The 23,631-nt window shown below is 37.9% G+C and carries 20 protein-coding genes; 4 read left to right on the top strand and 16 right to left on the bottom strand.

What is annotated here, in order from left to right:
- Nucleotides 1-44 precede the first annotated feature (44 nt).
- The 4 genes from AA650_RS22425 to AA650_RS22410 all read right to left on the bottom strand — a co-directional run bounded on the left by AA650_RS22425 (nucleotide 45) and on the right by AA650_RS22410 (nucleotide 3,509).
- On the bottom strand, nucleotides 45-854 hold the full coding sequence (locus tag AA650_RS22425) for a TPM domain-containing protein (RefSeq protein WP_039204881.1): 810 nt from the start codon (nucleotides 852-854) through the stop codon (nucleotides 45-47).
- Nucleotides 855-1,307: 453 nt separating this feature from the next.
- Nucleotides 1,308-1,721 (bottom strand): hypothetical protein, encoded by a 414-nt coding sequence (locus tag AA650_RS22420; protein WP_035082915.1) that lies wholly within the window; start codon nucleotides 1,719-1,721, stop codon nucleotides 1,308-1,310.
- Nucleotides 1,722-1,852: 131 nt separating this feature from the next.
- Complete coding sequence (locus AA650_RS22415) at nucleotides 1,853-2,221, bottom strand: YtxH domain-containing protein (protein ID WP_053540723.1); 369 nt, start codon at nucleotides 2,219-2,221, stop codon at nucleotides 1,853-1,855.
- 313 nt (nucleotides 2,222-2,534) lie between these two features.
- Nucleotides 2,535-3,509 (bottom strand): sucrase ferredoxin, encoded by a 975-nt coding sequence (locus tag AA650_RS22410; RefSeq protein ID WP_053540722.1) that lies wholly within the window; start codon nucleotides 3,507-3,509, stop codon nucleotides 2,535-2,537.
- Nucleotides 3,510-4,415: 906 nt separating this feature from the next.
- Here AA650_RS22410 and AA650_RS22405 point away from each other — a divergent pair.
- A complete protein-coding gene (locus AA650_RS22405; RefSeq protein WP_053540721.1) occupies nucleotides 4,416-5,384 on the top strand; it encodes an ROK family protein in 969 nt (322 codons plus the stop codon).
- Nucleotides 5,385-5,437: 53 nt separating this feature from the next.
- Here AA650_RS22405 and AA650_RS22400 read toward each other — a convergent pair whose 3' ends face one another.
- The 5 genes from AA650_RS22400 to AA650_RS22380 all read right to left on the bottom strand — a co-directional run bounded on the left by AA650_RS22400 (nucleotide 5,438) and on the right by AA650_RS22380 (nucleotide 10,898).
- Nucleotides 5,438-8,047, bottom strand: a complete 2,610-nt coding sequence (locus tag AA650_RS22400) for a type I secretion system permease/ATPase (protein ID WP_053540720.1) — start codon at nucleotides 8,045-8,047, stop codon at nucleotides 5,438-5,440.
- A 32-nt stretch (nucleotides 8,048-8,079) separates the two neighbouring features.
- A complete protein-coding gene (locus tag AA650_RS22395; RefSeq protein ID WP_053540719.1) occupies nucleotides 8,080-8,838 on the bottom strand; it encodes a peptidylprolyl isomerase in 759 nt (252 codons plus the stop codon).
- A 294-nt stretch (nucleotides 8,839-9,132) separates the two neighbouring features.
- A complete protein-coding gene (locus AA650_RS22390) occupies nucleotides 9,133-9,891 on the bottom strand; it encodes a TIGR00297 family protein (protein ID WP_053540718.1) in 759 nt (252 codons plus the stop codon).
- A gap of 73 nt (nucleotides 9,892-9,964) precedes the next feature.
- Entirely contained in the window at nucleotides 9,965-10,612 is a 648-nt protein-coding gene (locus tag AA650_RS22385) for an Rpn family recombination-promoting nuclease/putative transposase (RefSeq protein ID WP_234413244.1), read from the bottom strand.
- Nucleotides 10,578-10,898, bottom strand: a complete 321-nt coding sequence (locus tag AA650_RS22380; protein WP_053540717.1) for a hypothetical protein — start codon at nucleotides 10,896-10,898, stop codon at nucleotides 10,578-10,580. The genes AA650_RS22385 and AA650_RS22380 overlap by 35 nt, the downstream gene beginning before the upstream one ends.
- A 267-nt stretch (nucleotides 10,899-11,165) precedes the next feature.
- On the opposite strand from AA650_RS22380, the gene AA650_RS22375 reads away from it, so the two are divergent.
- On the top strand, nucleotides 11,166-11,597 hold the full coding sequence (locus AA650_RS22375; protein ID WP_053540716.1) for a VOC family protein: 432 nt from the start codon (nucleotides 11,166-11,168) through the stop codon (nucleotides 11,595-11,597).
- Here AA650_RS22375 and AA650_RS22370 read toward each other — a convergent pair.
- The gene (locus tag AA650_RS22370; RefSeq protein WP_053540715.1) at nucleotides 11,578-12,189 is read right to left on the bottom strand and encodes an esterase/lipase family protein; all 612 of its coding nucleotides are present in this window, start codon (nucleotides 12,187-12,189) and stop codon (nucleotides 11,578-11,580) included. The genes AA650_RS22375 and AA650_RS22370 overlap by 20 nt on opposite strands.
- Before the next feature lie 346 nt (nucleotides 12,190-12,535).
- On the opposite strand from AA650_RS22370, the gene AA650_RS22365 reads away from it, so the two are divergent.
- Entirely contained in the window at nucleotides 12,536-12,871 is a 336-nt protein-coding gene (locus AA650_RS22365) for a hypothetical protein (protein ID WP_053540714.1), read from the top strand.
- A gap of 97 nt (nucleotides 12,872-12,968) precedes the next feature.
- On the opposite strand, the gene AA650_RS22360 is transcribed toward AA650_RS22365, so the two are convergent.
- The 3 genes from AA650_RS22360 to hpsC all read right to left on the bottom strand — a co-directional run bounded on the left by AA650_RS22360 (nucleotide 12,969) and on the right by hpsC (nucleotide 15,870).
- Complete coding sequence (locus AA650_RS22360) at nucleotides 12,969-14,042, bottom strand: tetratricopeptide repeat protein (RefSeq protein WP_053540713.1); 1,074 nt, start codon at nucleotides 14,040-14,042, stop codon at nucleotides 12,969-12,971.
- Nucleotides 14,043-14,117: 75 nt separating this feature from the next.
- On the bottom strand, nucleotides 14,118-14,654 hold the full coding sequence (locus AA650_RS22355; RefSeq protein WP_053540712.1) for a pilus assembly FimT family protein: 537 nt from the start codon (nucleotides 14,652-14,654) through the stop codon (nucleotides 14,118-14,120).
- A 250-nt stretch (nucleotides 14,655-14,904) separates the two neighbouring features.
- Nucleotides 14,905-15,870 (bottom strand): hormogonium polysaccharide secretion pseudopilin HpsC, encoded by a 966-nt coding sequence (hpsC, locus tag AA650_RS22350; RefSeq protein WP_325064598.1) that lies wholly within the window; start codon nucleotides 15,868-15,870, stop codon nucleotides 14,905-14,907.
- A 141-nt stretch (nucleotides 15,871-16,011) separates the two neighbouring features.
- Between hpsC and AA650_RS22345 the strand changes: the two genes are divergently transcribed.
- Nucleotides 16,012-16,194 carry a hypothetical protein gene (locus tag AA650_RS22345; protein WP_039201592.1) on the top strand — a complete coding sequence of 61 codons (183 nt, stop codon included), beginning with the start codon at nucleotides 16,012-16,014 and terminating at the stop codon, nucleotides 16,192-16,194.
- A gap of 83 nt (nucleotides 16,195-16,277) precedes the next feature.
- Here AA650_RS22345 and hpsB read toward each other — a convergent pair whose 3' ends face one another.
- The 3 genes from hpsB to AA650_RS22330 all read right to left on the bottom strand — a co-directional run bounded on the left by hpsB (nucleotide 16,278) and on the right by AA650_RS22330 (nucleotide 23,517).
- Entirely contained in the window at nucleotides 16,278-17,006 is a 729-nt protein-coding gene (gene hpsB / locus AA650_RS22340; protein ID WP_053540710.1) for a hormogonium polysaccharide secretion pseudopilin HpsB, read from the bottom strand.
- Nucleotides 17,003-21,439 carry a hormogonium polysaccharide biosynthesis protein HpsA gene (gene hpsA / locus AA650_RS22335; RefSeq protein ID WP_053540709.1) on the bottom strand — a complete coding sequence of 1,479 codons (4,437 nt, stop codon included), beginning with the start codon at nucleotides 21,437-21,439 and terminating at the stop codon, nucleotides 17,003-17,005. Before hpsA ends, hpsB begins: the two co-directional genes overlap by 4 nt.
- Before the next feature lie 503 nt (nucleotides 21,440-21,942).
- Nucleotides 21,943-23,517: a group II intron reverse transcriptase/maturase gene (locus AA650_RS22330; protein ID WP_053537880.1), complete on the bottom strand. Its 1,575-nt coding sequence runs from the start codon at nucleotides 23,515-23,517 to the stop codon at nucleotides 21,943-21,945.
- Nucleotides 23,518-23,631 lie beyond the last annotated feature (114 nt).

Here is a 23,631-nt window from a genome sequence, read left to right as displayed (position 1 = left end):
AAATTGCAAATTTCCCTTCCTAATCCCTATTCCCCAGTCATTTTTCAGGATTCAGCATCGGGAGAAATCCGATTCAGCATGGGAGATAAATAAGCTACTAAAGCACCAATGGCAAAAGCGGAAATATTGCGGACTAGAGGCAACCAATCGGTTGTCCGGGTAATAACTGGAGCAATACCGAAGGCAATAAATAACATTCCCCATAAAGGTGAGAAAATTAATGCCCATTGCCAAGCAACTATTTTTTTATCGCCACGGGGTTGGCCAGCAAAACCACAAATAATCCCGCCAACAGCGGAGGTAACAAGGGTGAGTATCCATTGTTCTCTAGGTAGTCCTGGAACGACGTTACAACCACCTTTGAGTAAACAACCTTTAACTGAATTTAGAGCCTGGAGAATGGCTTGATCTTCTCCTTCTTCACGAACAAAATATAAGTTACCAAAGCGGGTTTGTAGTTCAATCCAGAACGTGCGAGGTAAGAATTCATAAACTGCATCACCCACACTAAAGCTGAGGATGTTACCACCACGGGCATCTGCTACCAAAAGAATACTTTTATCATCTAAACCCCAATATTTAATCACTGCTCTACCTGGGGTACGGTCGTACTGAGTTAAAACGCGCAGTTTCCAACCGGTGTCAGTTTCAAACTGTTCTAATTCTTTAACTAGCTTTTCTTCTTGGGGGTCAGGGAGAGTTTTTGCTAAATCTACTACTGGTGTTACAAAGCTGGGTAGTAAATCGGGATTTTCATAAGCTAGGGCTGATGGGGAATCAATTGCTAAAATTGAGCCAACAAAGCAAAATACGGCAATTGATACTAAAATTCGTCGCCAAAAACACAGGTGCATGAACGTTTTTATACTATAAAATCAAGAGGATAATGTAACAAGTGCTTTTTAAAGCGTAATGTAAAAGTGATATTTCTTTACACTTCTTTACTTTACTCTAATATTTAGGTATCTTAACAAAATCTGATCAAGAAATTGGAATAAACTCCATAAAAATGCTTGATTTTTGATGGTATCAATACTTAAATATGCAGATAGTTAAATTTGATACAGCAAATTGAAACGGTTCATAGTTTAACCAAATATGAAACCCCTCTGGTAAACCTCTCCTTTGCACCTCTCCCTAACCCTCTCCTAAGAGGAGAGGGAAAAGGAATAATATTTAATACTGGAGAGGCTTTGAACCTTGTTCTTTGTATGATAAAAAAGTCCAGCTTCTAGCCGTTTTGAGTATAACTGCAAAGCCAATTTTACTCCTGAGTCCTGACTTCTGCTGTATGTTTCGGTAGTTTCTCATTCGGTTTTCGGATTGGCAAGTGTTTTTGTATTTTTCCTGGGATTTTTTTGGCGTGTGAAACTTTTCCACGCGGCTTTAAAGCCAATGAAGACGCTACGAGTGCCGATTTGCATACTTTCTGCTTGTTTCTTGGCATTATCCAGGCTTTGATCAAATTGTTTAACAACTTGACCGGCGCTTTTGACACCTTCACTAACATCCTCAGTTAAGTCTGTTATTTCTATACTGGTGTCGCGGATAGCGTTGAGAGTAGGCGGTAACTCCCGTGAAAGGGTGTCAAAGAATTTTTCGGCACTACGAGCAGCACGGGCTAATTCCTGCAAAGCGGGGATGGCTGCCACTAAAACGGTTGTTAGACTGACAGTAACTAGGAGGATGGATAGTCCCAGCCAAAATAAAGGATCAATCACGGTTAAGTAGGTTGGCGTTGAAAATTGTCGTTATAGCAAGGGCAAGGGCAAGGGCAAGAGTAAAGAAGTTTTCAGCGATTTTATGTTTCTTTACACAGGTTGGTTTTATTGTGTTCACCTACTTATGGCATTTATGAACGTTCTAGTTTTTCAGTCAGGGAATCGGTCTCGTCTAGGGTGCTGCTGATATCAACAGTATTTTGTTTGTGGAAACTTTGGCTTTCGCGCTGGGTAGCATCTATGCCAACAGCGATCGCTTCCCGCAATCTATCTACAGTTTCTTCCCAGTTGTCTAGGGTGCTACTAGAAAGACGATCTGCCTGAATTTGGACACTGGTAGAAATATCTTCCGCTAATTCGGGGATAGCATTGGCAGATTTTTTAATTAGTTTACGGGTTTCGCGGCCTGTGCGCGGAGCAACTAATAAACCGACTAAAGTGCCGATAGCTGTTCCCAACATCAAACCACCAATAAAGATTCCAGAACGGTTATTAGACATTTTTTTATTTTTCTACTCCATAAAATTTAATTTTATACAGGAGTCTAGTACCCCAGGGCGGAAGTCAAAAGTCAAAAGTCAAAAGTCAAAACGAAGACAGTATAGGCTTTTTAACGATTTAGAATGGTTGGTTTATTTATGCCGTGTTGTACTATAGCAATCCTAAATGAAATGTGAACATCTCTTATTTTCCTACCTCTGTGTCCTCTGTGTCTCTGTGGTTCGTTAAAAAAACTAGTTCATAACTCAAATAGGAGTCCTATAGTTTTCTTTTAAGTATATACTTAAGCTTCTTCTTGACTCCTGCCATATTTTAACTATAAGTTGCCACTTTCTTCCCTACCAGCCAAAGATTAGATATAGCATATTTCAAACATACTGTTTCTTTGGCAGCATGACAAGAAACCTTAACTGTTTGTGTTTTCACATCATCTTTTATAAGTTTGGCGTGATAAGTGTAGAGAGTACCGGGAGGTTGTTCAAAACTCAACTCACCAATAATTGTATGATTATCTAAGCTTTTTTCGATGATTTTACCTGTTACTTGATAGTTAAACCAATCCCAACCTAAACGCAGCATGAGTTCTCTTTCCAAGATTTGGAGGGGATTTGGCAATATTCCCCAACCACGATAAACTTTATGTAAACATTGTATATCCCCAGTGTGGGTAAGAATTGATTTAAAGGTATCTTGATCGAGGATGCCATAATATCTTCCTTGGGGAAAATCTATGGCTGTAGGAGCAAATCTATGTCCTCCAAAGTGACTTGACTTCCAAATTCTGATGTGATTTAACTGTAAATCAGCAATTGTATTTTGAGAGTAAAAGTAAAAAGGATTGCCATATCTAGCACAACATTGATCATGGCTACCATGAGTACATATTAAGATATCTCTGGTAATACTGGATTCTATTTCATAATCAACACTCATCCCTGCTAACCATTTACTGACAACTCCGGCGACTTGTTCAATATTTGGTAATTTAAATTCTTGTTTTCGGTATCCTTGACTTAATCCCTGTTGCTGTTGATAAATTAATAGGGTTGTTTCTTGTCGTCTATGGGATTCATCATTGGCAATTAATAGAAACCGAATTGGTAGTTGATCGCGGGTTATATTTTCTACTAAACTGCGTAAGTTATCTGGTACCCATTTAGATTCAAAGGCTTCATAAACCCAAGGGGTAGGACATTCTATTAAAATGTAGGTTTGGTAGTTGGTAGCGCTACCAATGATATCTTCTTGGATTTCTCGTGAATTATCTGCACAAAAAAGTTTATTCATTTAGACTTACTCAAGTAGAAAGTTAATGGTCAATGTTTAGATAAAATCCTGATTTTTTAAATTGCTTTTGCTTAAATAAATCCTATTGAAAAAATTATCTCAAAAACTATTCAAAAATATACAATAATTAAAAATACAGCATTATTTTATAATTTACAGGAGTTATTTTAAAAATGGTTACGGCTAATTTATCGAACAGAATTCAGGAGTCACCGAGTCAGAATTCAGAATGAATTCTGTGCGAGTGGCGGATGAATAACTGGGTTTAAGACCCCCACCAAATCTACGATTTGGTGGTCTTTAATCAGTCGCAGGTTTGAATCCTCGACTGATTGATTCTGACTCCTGGCTACTGACTCCTGACTCCTTCTTCAAGACTTATTTGATGGATACCGAATGAAATACATTCGCTAGTTAGTAAATTATATCTTAATTTATCTATATTGCGAAATATTCTCAATTGTCTGATAAAAAAATATAAAGATGTAAATCTTTATCTTGAACTAATCATAGGGCTTACGCATTGACAAAGTTTTATAAATATGTAATGTGGATTTTATCTCTTGTAGGGTGCGTCAGGGTGCGTCAGACCCAATAATTTGGTAAAAAACAGATTTCCTCTATCTGACGTGGTTGGTGAGCTTGCCGAACCACACCCTACTCAATAAGTTATTCCCAAAGCCGAAAACGACGCAATTTCGTTCATTCATATGATGGTAAGTTAGTGAGCGTGCGTAAGTCCTAGTAATGAATTAGGTTACATATAGGACATAAGTATGATCAATATAGAAATATTTTATATCCAAATAGTGAAGACGGTTTCATAATGAACTACAGCAAAATTGTTATTCAGTAATAATGGTGAATGCTTGATAGTTGTTTCGTAAATTCCCTATTTTTAATTATATGACATTAATTTTAGCTCTAGACTTTGGCGGGACAAAATTGGCAGCAGCAACAGTTAAGGCTGGTGGCAAGGAGTGGTTGGATCATGAATCACGATTTTCTCCTACAAATGGTGATGCTTTAACTGATTTGGAAATCATGCGATCGCTCATTGATTCCGTGCTAAAAGGAAGAAAGCCGGATGCCATTGGTGTCAGCTTTGGTGGTCCAGTGGATGCCACCACAGGGTTAGTCCGCTTATCTCATCACGTTCCTGGCTGGGAAAATGTTCCCCTTAAACAAATACTTGAAGAAGATTATCACGCACCTTCCAGTATAGATAATGATGCTAACGTTGCTGCTGTTGGTGAACATCGCTTTGGGGCTGGTCAAGGATATGATAGCCTATTTTACATTACCATTAGTACAGGTGTAGGTGGAGGCTGGATACTTGATGGTAAGCCCTGGCGAGGTGCATTAGGCATGGCGGGAGAAATTGGACATATTGTGGTAGATCCTAGAGGTCCCTTATGCTTATGTGGAAAACGGGGATGTGTAGAACGTTTAGCTTCTGGTCCCTACATGGCGCAAAATGCACGGGAAATGTTGGAGAAAGAACCACCTAGCACTAACGGTAAAATCAGAGGAGACGTACTCAGGTATTTGACTGGTAATAATCTCAACTTACTTACAGGCAAAGTCGTCAGCACCGCAGCAGCCAACGGAGATGAAATAGCACAAGAAGTATTATACAGGGGTGCATGGGCTTTGGGGGTCGGTATTGGTAATGTCGCCAACCTCATGAATCCTCAACGGTTTGTTTTAGGTGGTGGTGTTACCAAATCTGGGGATAATTTCTGGACTGTGGTGCGAAAGGTGGCTAGGGAAACCGCACTCCCAGAGGTGAATTTTGAGGTTGTGCGGGCATTATTGGGTGATGATGCACCTTTATGGGGGGCTGTGGCTTTGGGTTTGAATGTTTTGGATTAAACTTCTTTCTCACGCAAAGGCGCAAAGGCGCAAAGAAGAATTAAGAGTCTGTCTCAAATATTCGCTTGTTGTCTTTGATAAAGTGACCAGTACAACCCTTTTTGTTTTAATAGTTCTAAATGTGTTCCTCTTTCGGCTATTACTCCTTTTTCCATGACTAAGATTAAATCAGCACGTTTGAGGGGGGCAAAACGGTGGGCAATTAAGAATACTGTGCGGTTAGAGGAAACATTTTTGAGGTTTTGTAATACTTGTTGTTCGGTTTCACTATCTAAGGCGCTGGTGGCTTCATCTAAGATGAGAATTGGTGCAGATGCTAGGAATAATCTGGCTAATGCTATGCGTTGTCTTTGCCCTCCAGATAATGCTGTTCCTCTTTCTCCTACGTTGTTTTCATAGCCGTAAGGTAGTTGACTAATGAAGTCATGGGCTACTGCTAATCTGGCGGCTTCGACAACTTGTTCGGAGGTAATATCTGGATTGCCTAATGTAATGTTTTCCAAGATTGAACCATTAAATAAAAAGTCTTCTTGGAGAACTACGCCTATTTGTTGTCTTAAAGATGCTAAGTCAGCACTTTTGATATCAAATCCATCAATTAGAATTCGTCCTGACTCAATTTGATAGAGTCTTTGGAGAAGTTTAGAAAGGGTACTTTTTCCTGAGCCACTTCTGCCGACAATGCCTACAAATTGTCCTGGTTTAATGTTAAAAGAGATGCCTTTTAATACTGGTTCGGTGTTGGCATGATAACGAAAGAAAACTTGGTCAAAATCAACTTCACCTTTGAGGGGTGGTAATACTAATCCTGTGCCGGCTTCTGTTTCTGGGGCAGCGTTGAGAATATCACCGATTCTATCTACTGATAATAGCACTTGTTGGAGGTTTTGCCACAACTGGACTAACCGTAATAGGGGACTTGTCACTCTTCCTGATAACATTTGGAAGGCAATTAATTGACCAATGGTTAGTTGATGATCAATTACTAATTTTGCCCCAAACCACAGGATAATTAAGGTAGAAAAGTTAGTGAGAAAGTCACCAATATTACTACTAATATTAGATGTGGTGGAAGCTTTAAAACTGGTACGAATGAAGCGGGCAAATAAACCTTCCCACCGTTCTCTCGCTACTGGTTCTGCGGCATGGGCTTTAACAGAATGAATGCCGGTGATTGTCTCAACTAAAAATGATTGACTGTCCGCACTCCGGTTAAAGGTTTCATTTAGCCAATTTCTCAAAATCGGTGTGGCGATAATAGTTAATGTGGCAAATAATGGTAAGACGGCTAAGGCTACAAATGTTAGAGGAATGTTGTAATAAAACATTAATCCCAGGTAAACTACAGCGAAGATACTGTCAAGAATGACGGTTAAAGCTGTACCTGTGAGAAATTGGCGAATTTGTTCTAATTCTTGGACTCTAGCAACTGTATCACCCACTCTCCGCGACTCAAAATAAGCCAAGGGTAAACGCATTAAATGGCGAAAAAGTTGAGCCGATAAACTCAAGTCTAAACGCCGGGCTGTGTGGGTAAAGATGAATAGCCGCAGCATACCCAGGATAGATTCAAATGTCGCCACAAACAAGAGGGCGATCGCCATCACATCCAAAGTAGCTAAACTCTCTTGTACCATCACTTTGTCAATGATGACTTGAGTAATTAATGGAGAAGCTAAACCCAATAATTGCAAGGTAAAGGAAGCTAATAAAACTTCACCTAATAAACCCCGATATTTCCAAACTGCGGGAGTAAACCAAGCTAAATTAAATTTCTCTTGCTGGGAAATTAGTTCAGTTTGCCATAATGTACCATCCCAACAATTATCCACCACAGATTGAGGTAAATGTTCACAAATATAATCAGGATTTTGAGGATTAGCAATAATTAAAAAATTGCCTTTTATGCCATAAGCTACAACCCAATTAAATTGGGGATTTTTATCTTCCTGATTACCTTGATTCCACAACAATACGGCGGGAAAAGTTAATTGGCGTAATTCATACCAATTAACCTGTAATTTCCGCAATACTAACCCTAATTTCTCCCCTGCTTCTACCAGATTTTTCGGCTTTTGTCCTCGCAACTGACGTTGTACCCATTCTAATTGCACAGGATTTTGTAAATATTGCGCCACCATTGTTAAACAAGCTGCACCTGTATTTCCACTTCCTACAAAGGGATAATTAGAAATTGTGGGTTGTTCCCATTTAGCAGGATGTGAAGGTGAAGAAATGGGAGAATTAGGAACTGGTAAAATAGTTTCAATTTCTTCTACCTCTGTTGAATTATTCCAAAATTCATTAACTTGAGGATTTAAAACCTTTTTCCACAAAGCCGAATTCCAACACACAACTATAACTTCCTTACTAGCAGCTACAGCTTTACAATCAGCAAATAATGGTTGACAGTTGCCAAACCAATCTCCTGCTTGTAAAGTAGCTACGGTTTTATTTTCTTCTTCCTCTCGTAAACGCACTTTACCAGCGACAATCAAAAATTGATAGTTTCGCTTGCCAAAAGCATCACTACCTAATTTTTGTGACCAAATTTTTTCGCCAAGTTTGTAGTTATGTATTTCTGCTTGCTGTTTTAATTCGTTTTGTTCTTCAGCATTTAGCCAGGATAGTGGCGGTTCATTCCAGGGTAAATTGTTTAACACATTTATTCGTTAAAATTGATTATTTAGAAGTTTTAATCCAATTGAATTTTGACTGTCAGATTTTGAATCTTATCCCCTAGCCATTTCTCAAATAACTCATTTTTTAGTGATTGTTGTAATTGAGTATCTTCTAAAGATGCTGGAAGAATTTGTTCTAATCTAAATAAAGCAAAACGTCCTTCTATTTCTATGGGATTGATCAATTTTCCAGGGGTGGTTGAGTCTACAGCCGCACGTAATATGTCTGGTATCGTCCCCCGACTAATTGGTCCCATCATGCCATTAAATACTCTTTCATCGGCTAATGAATACTCTTTTGCCAGTTGTTCAAAACTACTTCCTTCTTCAACTTGAGTTTGTAGTTCTTCTGCTAATTCCCGACTGTCAACTAGAATCCGCGACAGGATAACTCTATCCAAGTAAATTTTCTTTTCAATAAAGTATTCTGGTAATTTTGATTCTGTGACTAATTCTTTGAGTTTCTCTAACTGAAAGCTAAAGGTAATAGATGTATGAAAAGTTGTATAATCTGTACCATTGCCTGTTAGCCATTCTTGAAATTTTTGGGCATCAGTTAGTTGATTTTTTAGACGAAAATCAATAATTGTCTGTTCAATTAAGGTGGAACTAATCTCAATATCTGTTCTAGCACTAATTTCTTTTTCAATTACGTGCTGACGCAGTACGTCACTCATGAAATTTCCTAGTCTACCAGATATTTGTAAGTATTTGACTACTTCAGATAGGGTAATTTCCTGATCATTTACAGTTAAAAAAGATGAAGATTCCATGAAGTGATTCTAAGGATAATGCTAAAACATCTATAAGACTTTCCATTAAATAATGGGGAAAACAGTAGAAAACCATATCTAGCAATAATAAAGATTCGATAAATTAAATATGTAATTAATAAGTAGTTACCAGATCCCCGACTTCTTTGAGAAGTCGGGGATCTATTTCTTAAAATGAACTCAATAATTTTATATTATAAATATTTTCAAATCTGTAAGCAGTATAACAAAAATAATAATGTTGGGTTTCCTTGTGTCAACCCAACCTACGAAAATTGTAATTTTAGTCAACAATTAAACAAAGACACTTTGGTAAATTAATGCCAATATTATCGCCGCAGTTGCACCAATCAGGGTATTAAAGATATTGACAACCTCATTGGTCAGCCAAGTATATTTAGATTGCAAAGTCGCACCAATGACACTTTCTAAATTCGTAGCGATAAATGCGGCTATGACACTCCATAAGATGCCAAGGGGATTAATTAAATTTACTCCCCAACCAATGAGTGCGATCGCTATTGATGCTACCATACCAGCTAAAGTTCCTTCTAAACTGACTGCCCCTTCTGTCCCTCTCGGAACTGGTTGCAGTGTTGTAATTAAAAAGGTGCTTTTACCATAAGCTTTACCAACTTCACTGGCTGTAGTATCAGAAAGTTTAGTGCTAAAACTGGCAACATAACCCAAACATAACAAATATTTAAAATCAGGTAAAAACAATACTCCCAACGCACATAAAGCCGCTATTAATGCTGAACCCCAAACGTTTTCTGGTCCTCTTGCACCGGCACGTTTTTCCGCAATTCCGGCGGCTTCTTTTTCTGCCATACCAATGCGTGTTACCCCAGAACCGACAATAAAATAAAACACTACCACTAGATATCCTTGCCAACCTAGTGTTCCCCAAATGATTACTCCTAATAATCCAGCATTAAGTATACCTGCCGGGGTGAGCAATTTTTTGGGAATAATTGCGACTATTCCTAGCAAAATTGCATTTAAGCCTAATCCCATTAACCAGGGATTAACAGAATCTATTAAAGATAACATCTGTGATAAATTATGAGTATTTTCAGATTTTTATGCTAATAAAATGATTTTATCCTCTTTTACCACATTCATATTAAGATTCCTTTCTCCCTTGCTTTTCTATTGCTTGTTGTACTACTTCAATTTTTAATTCCAGTGCTTCGGCAATTTGTTCTATACTCAAACCCATTTTCAAAAGACGAGGAATTGCTTCTAACTTAGTTTCTTCCTTAACTTCTTGATAAAATCGAGTTTGTCGCCATTCTGTTAATCCAAACATCGCTTCTAACTCCTGACGGGTATAGGTGGAAAACTTATAAATTAGCATCCTTTCTACTAATTCTAAAAGATAAAGACTGTTTGCTGCATCTGCTTGTTGTACTAAATTAATTAAACTTCTTGCTGTTTGTATTGCTTCATCTTCAGGCGCAACTACTAATTGAATTATTTCTAAACCAATTGAAGATGATGTATCAGTTAATTCATCTAAATAAACTACATGAATTTGTCCCGCAGCTAGTGAACTTTGATATGCCAAGGGTATTCCAGGATCGTTTTGTTTCCGACAATGTATTTCTAACATAGTTTTTCTATAAAAATCTCTTTTTGTCTCATTTCTGACTTCTTTAGTTACCGTTATTTCCTGTTTTTGATATGTCCAAATTATTTCTTTTACTCCTTTTACTCGATTACAAGCTGATTCAGCTTTACCATTTATAAATGCTATATGGCTTGTGAACAAATTTATTTAAATCATCTAGTTTTAAACTATCAGTATGGAGATTATAATGGCCGTAGTCTCCAGCAATTTTTCTAAGAAATTTAGCCTGGTTTGACTCAGATTTAGTTTTTGTAACTAGATAACCTACTGCTGAATCAACTAAGCAGAGATAAGGATTAATTGTTCCTAGTTCTTTCCGAAAATCTCTTTCAATCTTGCTAGGGGTTTCTTTTTCTTCAGTTTCGTGAGGGATTTCGATTTTTTTATGCTTTTCAGGTTTTTGAGTTTTTTTTGATTGTTTAACCATTGCTTATTCCATTGGACGGATGCATCGCACCATTCTTTAGTTACCTATTTTAACCAAGATTGATACTTTTCTATCTGCCGATTTAAATAATTAGCAGGAAGTCTCACCGTAGAATCATTCTTGAAACGCAAGAGCGCAGAATAAAGCTGATTAACAGTAGCAACATTCCTGGTATACTTTTCATAGATTTGCTCAGAGAATTCTTAGTTTAACCCGGTTTACTACCAAAATTTATAAAATAGTTATATTCTCTCACCCATCCCCACCATGAACCAACCCATATTTCACCTCGCCTTCCCCGTCACCAATATCCCCGACACCAAAGCCTATTATGTTGACGGTTTAGGCTGCATTCCCGGACGCGAAAACCCCCACGCTTTGATTCTCAACCTTTATGGACATCAATTGGTAGCCCACGTTACCAAGGATATTCTAATACCTCAAAAAGCAATTTATCCTCGACATTTTGGACTAATTTTCACCCAAGAAGCAGATTGGCAAGAATTATTAGAAAGGGCAAAAAATAAAGATTTAAAATTTAGAGAAGAACCCAAATACCGCTTTACCGATTCCCTTCTAGAACATCAGACTTTTTTCTTAGAAGATCCATTTTATAACTTAATGGAATTTAAGTATTATCGTCATCCAGACGCGATTTTTGGCAATGCTGAACATACACTCATTGGGGATACGCATTAATCGGTTCTACTAAAGCTGCGGCTACTTTTTCTAAAGTCCGATCATCTGTTAACATCCAAGGGTGAAGTGCAACTCGTAAAATAACTTCTTTACCTAAAGGTATTTGCGAACTTGTAGCAGGTAAAATCATCAAATCATAAGGTGTCCAAATAGATGTAAAATTCAACTGCTTTAACATCTCGACATCAGCATTTAAATCATTGAGAAAATCACTATGAGGACGCATTTGCAAAGCACCAGCCAGCCAAGTACCATAAGCAACTATAGTTCCATAATGAGGTGAAGAAATCGTAATAAATCGCTGGACTCTATTTATTCCCCCCAACCGCTGAATATAATAACGGCTGACAATTCCTCCCATACTAAAACCCACTATATCCAGTGGTTGCGCTGTTGCAAAGGTATCATTTACATAATTAGCTACCTGCTGGGCTAATTTCTCCAAAACCTCAGAACCATTATTAGGGATTAAATCCACCGTATGCACAGACAACCCTTGTTGTCGCAGATAAAACGCCATTTTATTGAAAACCGCCCCGGTATCGTTAATACCATGCACTAATAAAACGGGATTTTGCTGTTTTGTTGCCATAATCTTAATTAGTTATTATTGTTAATAATTTAACTCAGTATTGTAATCCTAAATATACAATTATGTGACAGTTTTGCAACTGAATAGAAATTATTAAGATTTATTAAAAAAGCTCTCATAATCTTATAGTTATAATAAAATTTAATAATTAATTTGCGTTATTTACCGAATACTGTTTTAGACAAAAAGAACCTACAAATAATTGCCAGTAGTAATTATGGGCTTTTAATCAGCAGATAGTAGGTCTAATGATTGACCGTAGATAACGCAATCAAATGTAATATTACACCGTAATTTTTAACAATTTCGGTAACGTTCCAAACTATTCAAACCAGGAGCATTTTTTATGGGCTTTATCAAAAATATCATTGCGGGTATTGTGGGTTTTATTACTGGATTGTTTAACAAAAAGGGTGATAGCTACTACCTAGAACTCAAGGAAGAAGCTAACGTTAGTCCATCTCCAGCAACAGTAGCAGCACAACCTACACCAAAAGTTGAACCAAAAGCTACACCGGCAGCAGTAAAAGTTACTAAGCCTGAACCAGTTAAAATATCAGTCCCCACTGAAGCCAATTTTGCCACCAAATATCTCATTCCTACTAATAGTCCTCGTCGTCGTCCTGGCGTAAATATGAATGTCTTTTTAGATATGGCACGTCAAGTTAAAACTCCCGGATAAGTATCAAAAAGATTATAAATCGTCGCTATATTAGTCCACTCAGGTGGACTTTGTTTGTGTAGTAGCGATTTATAATCGCCGATACTTTCAAAACACCCTACAAAGCATTTTTAGTAAAGATAATCCCACTATATAAATGAAAAGCTGTATCCCAATTACTTTGTTCTGGGCGAAATAGATTAATGTGAGATGGGATTTGTTTGAGGATGTCTGTTTGGTCTATAACTATTTGTGCAAAGGGTTTAAAATCTGACCACACCTTAACTTCAGGTAACTGGTTCTCAACCCATGCCATTAAATTATTCCAGTTTATTCTTATAGTATTATGGTTAGCTTGAGATTGAGAGTCTAAACCTTGCTGAAACTCATAGCCTTGATCATAAATTCGCAAAATACTCCGTCTATTTGGTAGATGTAAATCACAAAATTGAGCATAATCTTGAGTTTTAGTTTTTCGTTCTATTTTCCCCTTAGCATTAACATCTACAACTTGTTCAAAAATGGGTAAAAGTCCCATTACTCTATCAGTAACTTCTGATAAATCAAATTTCATCGAACCAGTTTGATTTGCTTCATTTTGACAAACTACTTTGATTTGAGATTTATTTATTGATAAATGTTTAACTTGAAATACTTGAATTTGTTGAATTTGAGGAATTTTTACCCAAAAACAGGGAATACCAGCCTGTTGTAATTGTGTTCCATAGAATGCTAATTCTCCAACTTGAGCAATGCGATAAACCCGCCAATTTTGGCTAGGTAATATCATTCTTGCTGTGTAAGCATCTACCTGCATGATTTGGGCAAAATTGCTGGCTGCGATGGTTTTCAGTTCGTTATTAATCGGTTCTAAAACTAATATTCCCAATTCCTTGTTATCAGGTGCGGTTGTTGCTTTAACTATAGCTCTTTGTTTTTCTTCTTGTTTAACTTCTTCTAATCGCTGTAAACCTTGACGGGCTTGAGAAATAATTTTACTATGCGTCGTCGTGCGAAGTAATTGACGATATACTTTTTCAGCTTCTAGGAATTGATGAGAAACTTCTTTTAACTTACCAAAATACAATTGTACCCAAGGATTATCCGGGGACTCTACCAACATTTGTTGGATTAATTTGGCTGCTGTTTGATAATCTTTACATTCAAAAGCTTTAATAACTTGCTCTATCATATAGTGTTTTTCTAATGAAGTGTCATAGCTACCCAACTTCTTTAATAAGTCCGGTATCTGAGTATTATTCCTAAATCAATAGCAATATTTACTACCTTCAGGTTTACTATTTTCCTTCGCGGTTCGCATTGCGCCTAATAAAGTGGATACAAAAACACAGCGCTTTGCTTGGCCGCCAGACTTACTAGATAGAGTGATTCGGCCTAATTGGCTGAGGGGAACACTACCTATGTAATCAAACTGGACTCGTCTTACACCATTAGACAATTTGTCTAATGTGGATTCATTTTCATCTAACTTCACACTAGCATCTAAGTCGTTCCATTGAGCATTAGATGGGTTAATTGTAGCCGGATGAATTGCCCATTGTACAATATTATTTTGTTCTCGAAAACTAACGTGGTAAGTTAACTTTTCCTTTCTGGCTTGGCTTTGGGCTTCACGCATGGCTCGATAAACTTGATCTTGGGCAACATTTAAGTTGCGAGTTTTTATAAACGCTAACCAGCTTGGTGCAACTATCGCTGATAATATCCCTATCATTAACACCACTGCAATCATTTCTATTAAAGTAAAACCGTCGTTATATCGCTTATTTAATAAATAAATCATCCCTAATTATTTGCCAATAAGATAATTATACAGCAGGAGTCAGCACTTCGGCTTCGCTCAGTGATCAGTCAGGAGTAAAACTGGCTTGCTGTCCGGTTTGGAATTTAGAGCCTGTACCGTTCGGCTGACGCTCACGGAAGCCTCATTAGTCTGCAATCTGCTGTATATATGTTGCTATATATAATGCCTTTTTATATAGCGGTTTTTTACTGATATTTGATTTTTTATAGATACTAATTAGTTGATATCTCTATTTATATAAAAATCCCCGTCCTTGCACTCTCACACTGGTTGTAGGAAAAAAATTTTTTTTAATCTCTGTATATTTAATTGCATTTGCATTGTTATAAATACGAGCTAGGGCATTACCTCGAATAAATACCTGCGCTGTTGTATTAGCTCTATCTACACAGGCATAAAAACCATTCATACTCGTTGGTTTAATTGCTGACCAAGTAATTCCCTGTGTTGTAGTTGTAGCTGCCATATCACTAGGACAAGTAGCTGCTAGTGGTGAATCTGTAGTTTGATCTACATAATCAATCAACACTATAGCATCAGCAGTATAAGTAGTTCCAGAATTCTTCCATTTGTTCATTCCTATTTCTAAACTATCAGAGTCTTGAAAATAATCATGAAATGGAGCAAAACCGGGACTCGGACAATTTTTGTCATTAACATACTTTTTAGTATATCCAGAACAAGTTACACCGCTAGGAAGTTCCACACCGTCTTTAATTTGCCATCTAGCAATACGAGCCGCTTTTGACCAAGTTGTATTACTATCTTTGATTAAATAATAAACAACTAAGGAATAGACAAAAGTATCATCATTGCCTGATACAGTGGGAACTACACCACTAACTAATTCCCGGTTCCAAAAAACCAATATAGGAGTTTTAGTATTATCACTTTGGTAAGCCATTTGAGCTTTTATAGCATTAATACCAGCAGCATCATAAATATAAACAGCCTGTTGTAAATCACGAGAAATATAATTAAGTGCAGTTTGAATTTCTAACTCAGAATTTGCCTTAGCTTGTTCATCTCTCTCTGCGGTCATGACACTAATCATAAAGTTGAATAATGGTGCAATAATTAAAAATGCAATCACCAAAGCTACTAATAATTCAATGAGCGTAAAACCGCCAGATTTATTAATAAATCTGGAAACTTTTATTTGATTTACAAGGATCAATTTCAGCGTTTTCATCATCGAATTTTACCTGTTAATTTAATGTAGGTTGGGTAAACGCAAGGAAACCCAACATGATGCACCCACTACAAACTAGATAATAAGCAATCTATCCCACATTCCGCAGGTGTTTTTTGAATTTTCGGAATTATCCATAACCCAATGATAACAAGGCTTTCAGACAATGACACGCAATTCTATATTAGAGCGATCGCCGATATATTTAAAGCTCGAATCAAGTTTATTGAGAATAATGTCAATAAATTAGTTGGTTTGAGATTAAATTCATTGAATACCGACCTAGATAGCAAAAAGCATGAACTGGTTATTATGATTGGGTTTTAGCTGTTTTATGAAATTCTTTTTTTGACAAAATAACCTGCTGGGAAAAATATTTTGAGTATATTTACTCATGCTGAATGTGGGATCTATTGACAAGATTGATTATTACCATCCTGATCTTTTGCTAGTCCAAGACGGTAACATAGAGCCTGAAATGTAGTATTACTGTGGGCAATATCAACAGTTCTTTCTATTAATGGTGTTTGCTGATTACCTATACCAGATACAACAGATGAAGCTACTTTTTTGGCATTACTTGTACTCGCTAAAAGAGGCTTACTAAAATCAACATCTGAGCGATAAACCCGAACTGCTAGACGATAACCACTGGTTTTTGGATGAATACCACTAACGATTATGGGCATAGCTTGAATATAAAACTCGTTGAATAGATTTGTATGGTTTGGTTGACAAGCTGAATCACTGGCTATACAAGTCTTTCCATCTTCTTTGAAGAGATACAAGTTTACATCTACATCGCTTTTGCTTTTAGGAACTGGCATTTGTGTGATACCAATTAAATAATCTGCGGAAGTTCTGACCGTTGTCGGGTCTAAAGTAATTTTTTTACTTGGTGCTGTACTTGAACCCGTAACAATTGAACCAGTTTTAATACCATCAATAAAAGTATTTGCAGCATGAGTTGCTTTTTCTACGCGCCGGGATTGAACACGAATAGCTGTCGACAGGACTAAGATAGGAGTGATAGATACTAGGAGAATACTAACTACAACCATAGCTATGAGTGATTCAATAATTGTAAAGCCGGAATCACGGTAAAATAATGTTTTGGATTGTGATTTGGGTTTCATCATTTACAGGTAGAAGGGCGCTGATTTTGAGCTAGGGCGTAGGGAGTACCGGAATTGGTCGTTTTAGCACATAACAAAGTCTCTACCCATTTATCATCTTTGCCAACTTCCCGGAAATACTCATCTGGTAAATCCGGTGATGTGAGTACCAATTTACTAGCGAATCTGTCGGGAGATTGTGATAAAAGCGCGACATCATAATTCCAATTTCTTGTGGGCGGAAGATAACCTGTAGCCGCACCACTATCATTTACAATAGGATATACAATGCTACTAGCTCCCACATTAACGTTATATGTCCCCGTAGCATAAGCACTTTTTTTCAATTGGATAAAAGAACCAGAAATCTTTGCTGTTTTTTGACCATGAGAAGATGCCCAATTCTCCATAAACCGGGTAAAGTTTTGTAAACCACCATTATCTTCTGTTGGCCGGGCGGGACTATCTCCTGCGGCGACATTCAAGTTAAAAGTAGTGTCTGCTAATACTGGTTGCAACCAGTTCTTACTATCTTGACTCTCTTTTGGTGTTTTTGATGTATCATTTACACTACTTATTACTGTAGTGTTAGTAAAGTCAGTTTCAGTGGCAAAGGGTTTTTGAATTTGTAAAACTGGTTCAAATACATTACTACTATTGGGTAGTAACCAAGGAACAAGAAATTGATTACCACTGGAGTCTAGGGCTAGTGCTGGTGAGGTTGTGCCACCTACTGGATATTCTGCTAGTTTATTGCCACTGGCAGGAATTCCGTAGATAGTTAGAGGAGTAGTTAGCAAAGTGGTAGTTAAATCACGTTTCAAAGCCAGCCGCTTAAATGGTAATGCTTCCCAACCATTTGAATTTCCGCTAGAACTGTTATATCCATTGAAAGCAACATTATTTATTGTCCAGCGTTTAGTTTTGACAGCACATTGAGCAGTGGTATCCGTTGCACTACAAAAACATTCGTCTTTCACTGCTGAACTACAAATTTCATAAGCATACTGTCTAGCTGGTATCATCCTCACCAATGGTGTGACAAAGTTATTTACATAGGAACTACCTTGGTATCCTGTTGTGGCTGTATCAAAGTCTTTAGGAAAACCAGAATTATTTATATCAGCCCATTTACCATTTGCACCAAAGAAATTAACTGCGGAAAACCCTGGCGCTGGTGTACCAACTAGACTATTATTCCAGTCATAATCTCCTTCATCACGAAAACCTTCTCTAAAGTTGCCAGAAAGCAAGGTAACAGCATCACCTAAGACTGTTGCGGGTCGCCATTCATCCCCAGTAGGACAATTGGGTAGTTGAGGATTACCAGAACGACAAGCAAAGTTAGGATTAAGGTTGGTGCTAGTACGAGTGTAAAAATTATTCCAGTCATTTGCTAGAGTTTGTGTAAATTCCTCTTGAGTATGGAGATTAAAGTTACCTTTAATGTATACGGGCAAATTACTGGCTAAAATTAAACCTTTTTCTTCTTCTCGGTAAGTATTTGTTGTTCCCCGTCCTAGTTTGCTTCCATTGATGAGCATAATTGCATTGGGACGACGAGTAGAATCAAGAATATGGTCAACAGGACTTACTAATTTTTGCGCGTCTGTTTGTATGCCTGATGTACCAGACGCATCTAGTAAAGCATCATTACGAGTTGCGTAGATAATACCACTACTAGGTAATAAGTATTCTTGCGATGGTGAGGAAGTACCAATGGTTTTTGTTCGCAGTTGGTTAAGGTCCAACACAGTAGCCCGAATTTCTAAAGGTTGTCTGTCTATGATGGGATAATCATAGGTTGTATTATTAGATGAACTATTACGGACAATTTCCCTGGAGTCCAATAATGATGTTTCATAAATTGCACCATGAGGAATGACGGAATTACTGGGACTAATAGTACCATCGAGAATTTGTAGGGCGCAGATTTGAGCATCAATAGTAGACTGTTCAGAAATAGTCCGGTTTGCTGTTTTTGCTAATGCTTTGACCAGTAAGCCATCATCTATTAATCGCCCATTGGGATAAGTTAATTGAGATAGATAGCTTAAGACTTTAGCATAATGACTCTCACCTTTAGTAGATGTAGGTGCAGGATAAACTATGCCATTATTGGATAGTCCACCCGTGGCAACATTCCAAGGTAGTCCTGTGAGATTTTTGGCAGTAGTGCTGTTGGTAGGAACATAAAAACTACTCACACAAGCTATAGGAGTGGGTATTTTAGCGTTATAGTTAGCAGATTTGTAATGATATACTGCTGTAGCCCGCATTTTCAAATATGGTGTATTAGCATTGGTGATCTCACGCCATTTATATGTAATGGAAGAATCATATAGATAGTATGGGGCAATGGTTTTTGTCGTTGGTGCAGTCCCAGGAACTGGCATAGTATCTGACCATATTTCTTTAACTGTGCTGTTGACGGTAGTTGTAGTATCGGCTGCACTCAGATATACTCCTGCACCTGTAACAACTCGCAAACCACCCACCGGTTCTGTAATATCTTTGGGAATTTTAGCTGCGTCTAATTCCCATGCACCATCTCTACCTGTATCTGCTAAATTTGCTAATGGTTCTGTTTGGACAAAAGATTGTCTTGTCCGAGTTTTAGTTGTATCCCCTGCATTCCATTTAATCCCACTAATTTCTTGTGCATGGGTAATACTATTCCCTAAAAATCCCTTGGGGTTGTTACTTGTATTCCACCATTGTTCAGGAACATTATTTCCTGAAGATGTTGCTGCGGTTGTATCCCACCAGATTTCCGATAAGTTATTGCTAACTATAACTCTGTCACCTAACGTAGTTTCTATACCACCAGCATTTTTAAGTGCCTGTGGTTCTGTAGCTTGTGGTTGTAGAGATTTACCCGTAGCATTTAAAGTTAATGTACTGTAGCCTGTCCCTGTTTTACCATCACTGGGATCTGTGGCATACATCCATTTATCAATAGGACGCAATTTATCACCACTACCTTGAAGTACATTAGCAGGAAATGTCTCTGTACTGGCAAAATTAACCTCTTGATAAGGTACGCGACGAGTCCGTTTTTGGAAATAAAGCTGTAATTGTTGACGACGAATTGCATCAAATTCCGCTGTTGTGAAACTGGATAAACCTAAATCTTGTTTTTTATTTTCAATACCTGTTTTCACTTCGGATGGATCACTACTAATAGCATTAGCAAATTGACTAGAAATCAGTTTATTAATCCGATTTATATAAGCGAGGTTATTGTACATGAGGTTACTAGAACTGTTAGTAACAGATGCCTCCCATGTAGAAGCAGCAGGATTAGTAGTAGTACCTTTGAATAAATCAACTTTAGTTGTGGTAGTTCCTGCACTTTTAAAACCACCTGCTCCTAAATTTCCACCGACGATAATTTTAGAATTTTTAGATTTGTAATAACAGGATTCTTTACTACTGATTTGATATAATTGAACTTGACCAGAACCACCTGTTAAAAAATTACTATTAGTAAATATTCCACCATTAAGATTTAGGGCTGTATCGGGATTAATTTCTAGATCATCGTTATAAATAGCAATGTTACTGGGTGGTATTTGGATGCGGTCTTGTTGATATTCTAGGGCGGCAAAACCTTTACTGCCTTGATATTTCTCATAATTGGTAGTATCACTAGGCAAAGTTATAATTGGTACTGTAACTGTATAAACAAAAAAGGATTTTTTTAGCTCATTATTTTGTTTAATCCAACCTGTATTACCGACCAATATTGGGTTGTTATTTGTGGTGCAATTAGTATCTAAAATTCCTTTGATCATTGGTGAAGTTCTGGCTTCTAAGCGGTTTCTCGCGCGGGCATATTTACCACTAATATTTCTGGGAGTTCTAAATAAAATGCCATAGAGAGTGTAACTATCAAATTTCCCATTATTGTCAGTATCAACAGGAAATTTCCAGGCTGTATTTACTGTTTCGTTATCATATAATGATGTATTTATAGTAGGTTGCTCAATTACACTATTGCCACTAATATCAAAACTTATTTGCAGTTTGGTTTCGTCTGCAAAGGTGTATTTATTAATGTTGTCTATATTGTTTATGTCATCAAGAACTTTATATAATTCTGCGTCTGTGGGGGTGATTTTTGGTAATGATATATCTTCAAAGAGTTTGTTGATTTTAGCTCGACTACGATCAATTGCTGGAATAGCAGCACTAAGTACAATTTCGTTAATGCGGACATTACTAGCATTTTTGGCTCGGTCAAAGGAACGTAACATAATAGTAGTGGTCAATAATACTACTACCATTGAGACCATTGCCACTGTCGGTAATACGAAACCTGCGGTTGTTACTTTCCATTGTTTCCGAGTACCGAAAGTAGTCCACAGTAACCAAATAATTTGTTTTTTTGAGTGGGTCAAAAACCGCCGAATCAATTTGGTGAAGATTTTTGATAACTGACGTTTGCGATACATACCTGATAACTGTCTTAACACCTACATGATGGGCATAAACTTTCTGACCCTTACTATATTAATGATCCCTTGCTTATATATCTATCTAAGGTATGAGAAAATCTAGGATACTGGTTCGTGAATGTGATAATAAATAACAACGTGAAAATCCTTGAATTAAGAGACTTCCAATTAACAAAATTCCTAAAAGTTTCTTGTGGTACGGGTACTTCCCACCAAAACCCTCCAACGGTGATACTTACTACAAAACGGTCTTTTCTGACTGAGGTTGGGACTGTCTAAGTAGGTGAACACAATAAAACCAAACTGTGTAAAGAAACGTAAAATCGCCCAAACCCTCTTGCCTCTTGCCTCTTGCCTTTTGCCTCTTGCCTTGCCATAACGACAATTTTCAACGCCAACCTACTTATCACTCTAGGTAGAGTCGAGGACGGGTATTATCCCGCGCCCCTCTCTGTTAAATCTGGGCGTGCGACTTTCACCGCACCCAGCTTCCGATGTTCTTAGCTTTCGCTTTTGCTCATGTGAATATAATCGTGGCAGCTTTCGTGAATGGCTAAAAGGTTCTTTATTTTCCAGTTTTCGTGGTTTCCATCAACATGATGCAGATGTACCTTTTCATCACTAAGCATTTTTAATCCACAATGTCCACATTTATGGTTTTGCCGTTTGAGGGCTTTAGAGGTATGACTGTCATAGAGCTTACTGTTACGTTCGCTCCAATAAGTTAAATCTCCGTCATAAGGCGATTTTTCACCTTTAACATTGATGTGTTTGTTTTCGGAGTAGGGAACTGATGGGAATGCCTTATCTAGTAATTTCTTGCTAGTGTAGCGATTCTGTTTCGTTTCCCTGTTGAATACCCTAAATGCTCTTGTTTCGATGTGGAATAATGAGTTACGTGAACCGTCCATCTTGCAAAAGCGGTGATAATTCCTCCAACCTCTAACTACTGGGGCTAATTTCTCAGCCTTTGTGGTAGCACCATAATTCGAGTTGTTGACGATGTGTTTTACTTTCTTGCGAAAAGCTTTGTAGTTATCCACTGAAGGGACACATCTAAACTTTCCGTTATTCTGGACTTTGAAATGCCAGCCGAGGAAATCAAACCCATCTGTCGCGGCGGTTAGCTTTGTCTTTTTCTCGCTGACTTTCATTCCCCGCTCTGCTAGGAACTGACTGATTTTGTCAAGTATATCTGTGGCATCGTCCTGGGGTCGGAGTATTATTACCATGTCATCCGCATAGCGAATTGTTGGCTCGGTAATATCTTTCCTGGGGGTTTTGTCGGTGATTCTTCTGTTAGATACCCCATGATATCTATGAATACTTTCAATCCCGTTTAAGGCGATGTTAGCTAATAGTGGACTCACTACCCCGCCCTGCGGTGTTCCCTGTTCGGGAAACTCTGGATTAACTCCGGCTTTGAGACATCGGAAAATTCCCTGTCTTATGCTATAAGGAGCGATGAGTCTATCCATTATGGCGGTGTGGTTTATCCTGTCGAAGCATTTTTCAATATCGAGTTCTATAACTCGTTTATCTTTTCCATTGCAAAATGAGCGTAGGTTGTCAAACAAGTATTTTTGCGCGTCATGTGCCGAGCGTCCCGTTCTGAAACCGTAGCTCCTAGCGTGGAAGGTTGCTTCGTGTGCTGGTTCTAGTGCGTATTTGACAAGGCATTGATACGCCCTATCCGCAATAGTGGGGACTTTGAGAATCCGGGTTTTTCCATCCTTTTTAGGGATGGGTATTTCACGCAACCCCTGGTGTTTCCAGCCGTTACATTCGGTTCTGAGCTTTTCACTCAGTTGAAACCTTTGCTCGAATGTGAGCGCGGTTTTCCCGTCTATTCCCGCTGTCTTTTTTCCAGTATTTAGCTGTGTTACTTGACGGATAGCCAGTAATCTCGCTGCGGTTGATTTCAGAATCAGCTTTTGTAGTGACTTTGCTTTGCGCTTGTCGCCAACTTGAACCGCTTTATACACGCGTTTTTGTAGGCGGAATAGGTTACGGCGGAATTTCTTCCACGGTAACGTCTTCCAGGATTCACTAGAGTTGTCTCTGTGTCTAATCATGCTCTGTTCCAATCTGTGTATTCTGAACACCTCAGACCAATTACGGTCTGTCCTACCCGAATTGAGGGGATTCCGCTGCTCGTCTAGCCTACTTATGGGGTTCGACCTCCCCTA

Source organism: Anabaena sp. WA102, from assembly GCF_001277295.1.
Taxonomy (GTDB): Bacteria; Cyanobacteriota; Cyanobacteriia; order Cyanobacteriales; family Nostocaceae; genus Dolichospermum; species Dolichospermum heterosporum.
The sequence above is the reverse complement of the archived record's forward strand: the minus strand, read 5'-3'. Positions and strand labels throughout refer to the sequence as shown.

Bases quoted from the DNA above. Each gene is read 5' to 3' on its own strand.
- AA650_RS22425 (WP_039204881.1), bottom strand. From the start codon at position 854: ATGCACCTGTGTTTTTGGCGACGAATTTTAGTATCAATTGCCGTATTT.
- AA650_RS22415 (WP_053540723.1), bottom strand. From the start codon at position 2,221: ATGTCTAATAACCGTTCTGGAATCTTTATTGGTGGTTTGATGTTGGGA.
- AA650_RS22410 (WP_053540722.1), bottom strand. From the start codon at position 3,509: ATGAATAAACTTTTTTGTGCAGATAATTCACGAGAAATCCAAGAAGAT.
- AA650_RS22405 (WP_053540721.1), top strand. From the start codon at position 4,416: ATGACATTAATTTTAGCTCTAGACTTTGGCGGGACAAAATTGGCAGCA.
- AA650_RS22395 (WP_053540719.1), bottom strand. From the start codon at position 8,838: ATGGAATCTTCATCTTTTTTAACTGTAAATGATCAGGAAATTACCCTA.
- AA650_RS22390 (WP_053540718.1), bottom strand. From the start codon at position 9,891: ATGTTATCTTTAATAGATTCTGTTAATCCCTGGTTAATGGGATTAGGC.
- AA650_RS22380 (WP_053540717.1), bottom strand. From the start codon at position 10,898: ATGGTTAAACAATCAAAAAAAACTCAAAAACCTGAAAAGCATAAAAAA.
- AA650_RS22375 (WP_053540716.1), top strand. From the start codon at position 11,166: ATGAACCAACCCATATTTCACCTCGCCTTCCCCGTCACCAATATCCCC.
- AA650_RS22370 (WP_053540715.1), bottom strand. From the start codon at position 12,189: ATGGCAACAAAACAGCAAAATCCCGTTTTATTAGTGCATGGTATTAAC.
- AA650_RS22365 (WP_053540714.1), top strand. From the start codon at position 12,536: ATGGGCTTTATCAAAAATATCATTGCGGGTATTGTGGGTTTTATTACT.
- AA650_RS22360 (WP_053540713.1), bottom strand. From the start codon at position 14,042: ATGATAGAGCAAGTTATTAAAGCTTTTGAATGTAAAGATTATCAAACA.
- AA650_RS22355 (WP_053540712.1), bottom strand. From the start codon at position 14,654: ATGATTTATTTATTAAATAAGCGATATAACGACGGTTTTACTTTAATA.
- hpsC (WP_325064598.1), bottom strand. From the start codon at position 15,870: ATGATGAAAACGCTGAAATTGATCCTTGTAAATCAAATAAAAGTTTCC.
- AA650_RS22345 (WP_039201592.1), top strand. From the start codon at position 16,012: ATGATAACAAGGCTTTCAGACAATGACACGCAATTCTATATTAGAGCG.
- hpsB (WP_053540710.1), bottom strand. From the start codon at position 17,006: ATGATGAAACCCAAATCACAATCCAAAACATTATTTTACCGTGATTCC.
- hpsA (WP_053540709.1), bottom strand. From the start codon at position 21,439: ATGTATCGCAAACGTCAGTTATCAAAAATCTTCACCAAATTGATTCGG.
- AA650_RS22330 (WP_053537880.1), bottom strand. From the start codon at position 23,517: ATGATTAGACACAGAGACAACTCTAGTGAATCCTGGAAGACGTTACCG.